The organism is Bradyrhizobium sp. P5_C11_2 (assembly GCF_054049755.1).
The window spans coordinates 1-1,710 of record NZ_JBFULT010000923.1; the positions used below are offsets into that span (position 1 = coordinate 1).

General features: G+C 62.2%; 2 protein-coding genes. Both read right to left on the reverse strand.

From position 1 onward, the window contains the following. Positions 1 to 765 precede the first annotated feature (765 nt). Positions 766 to 1,179, reverse strand: a complete 414-nt coding sequence (locus tag ACXJL8_RS40320) for a Rieske (2Fe-2S) protein (RefSeq protein ID WP_456623534.1) — start codon at positions 1,177 to 1,179, stop codon at positions 766 to 768. Positions 1,180 to 1,259: 80 nt separating this feature from the next. Then, positions 1,260 to 1,710, reverse strand: a 451-nt coding sequence (locus ACXJL8_RS40325) for an amidohydrolase family protein (RefSeq protein WP_456686955.1), incomplete at its 5' end; no start/stop codon positions are given.

Sequence of the window (1,710 nt, forward strand, 5' to 3'; positions counted from 1 at the left end):
CAACCAGTCCGAAACCCACAGATGCCTGTGCGCCTCGCGCGCAAGTTCCGCGACGGACAGGTTTTCGAAAAAATCGGACGCGCGATTCCGCACGCGTGCCAGGCTTCGACCGGCGTGATCGCACGCGCCGTGAGGCCAATGATCCCCTTGCATATCTGTCTCCGAATGGCGCCGTCAGCGGTTGCCCGGACTTGCCGGCTTCGCTGTCAGCGCGGCGCCCTACATGCCTGCTCGATGCGATCGCAGGCGTGCTTCGCTTCGCATGGCGAAGACACTGGGCGAAACGGTCCACAGTCCAATCGCGCCGGTTTCGATACAAAGTCCACGCCGGCTCAATTCCATCGTCACGCCTCAGCTCCGCTGCTGATCACAGTCATGCGCCCCGGTCCATTCTGCCACTTTTGTGCGTCGCGGCATYGTAGTTTTTTGTTGCCGCGACGATTAAATTATAGATGCCATTTGATGACAGAGGAGGCATGACAGCATCGGATGCAGCYAGATGCAGCTAGAGGAGCGATCCACGCGCTCCCCTAAGTCGCAAGGGCAGCGAAATGAAGCCAGAAGTGCCTCAATTCACACAGGGTGCGGCCGATCGTCACGACCCTGGGGCGAATCAAAGCTGGAGAAGATGCATCCACGGCGAGCCGCGGGCTTGGCCGATTGTCGTACGCTTCATGCACGCTCTGAGAGAATCGCCGCTCAAGACAATCAGATGCTGCCTGATCTAGGAACGGGGCGAGGGAGCCCAGTTCTGGTGCGGCGAGACTAGAGTTCGACCACCACGTAGTCGCTCTCGACTTTCACCGGAATCGTCTCGGCAACGTACGGTCCCTTCACGACAGCCGCGCCCGGCGCGACATGGGCCGCGTACGCCTTGACGCGGAAGCGGCGGGGATCGCAGTAGGACTGGCCGGTGCGGACGTCGAACTCCCAGCCATGCCAGGGACAGCGGATGATCTCGCCGAGTTTCGTGTATTCGATCTCGCCGGGGTCGCTCGACTGTGCAAGCCCGATCAGCGGGCCCTCGCACAACGCCGCGCCCTGATGCGGGCAGCGGTTCATCAGGCCGAAATACTCGCCCTTGATGTTGAAGACCGCGATCGGCCGTCCCTCGATCTCGAGGAATTTTCGCGTGCCCGGCGGAAGCTCATCGACCGGCGCGATCACATGCCGCGCCATGCTTCATGTCCTCCGCATGATCGCCGCGCAAACGCGTTCCGCGTTCGTCGCGAGGAAAAACCGCTTCGCACTTTCTTGGATCACGCGGCGATCCCGTACAGCTTCTTCGCGTTGCCGAGATAGAACGCATCGCGATTGGCTTCGCTCACGCCCGCCGGCAGCACACGCGACGGCTCGTCATAGTCCCAATGCGGATAGTCGGTCGCGAACAGCAGCCGGTCCCAGCCGATCCACTTGATGACGTCGAACAGATCCTCGCGGCGCTCCGGATCTTCCATCGGCTGCGTGGTCCACCACACCTGCTCGCGGATATATTCCGACGGCGGCCGCTTCACGTGCGGCACCTCGCTCCGGAGCCGCTGCCAGACCTTGTCGAGCCGCCAGGCAAGCGACGGCGCCCAGCCGAAGCCGGCCTCGATCATCACCATCTTCAATTTCGGGAAGCGCTCGAACACACCTTCGAGCACGAGGCTCGCGAGCGCCGATTGCTGGCACTGCGAATGGCCCACCATCTCCTCGATGTAGTAGCTC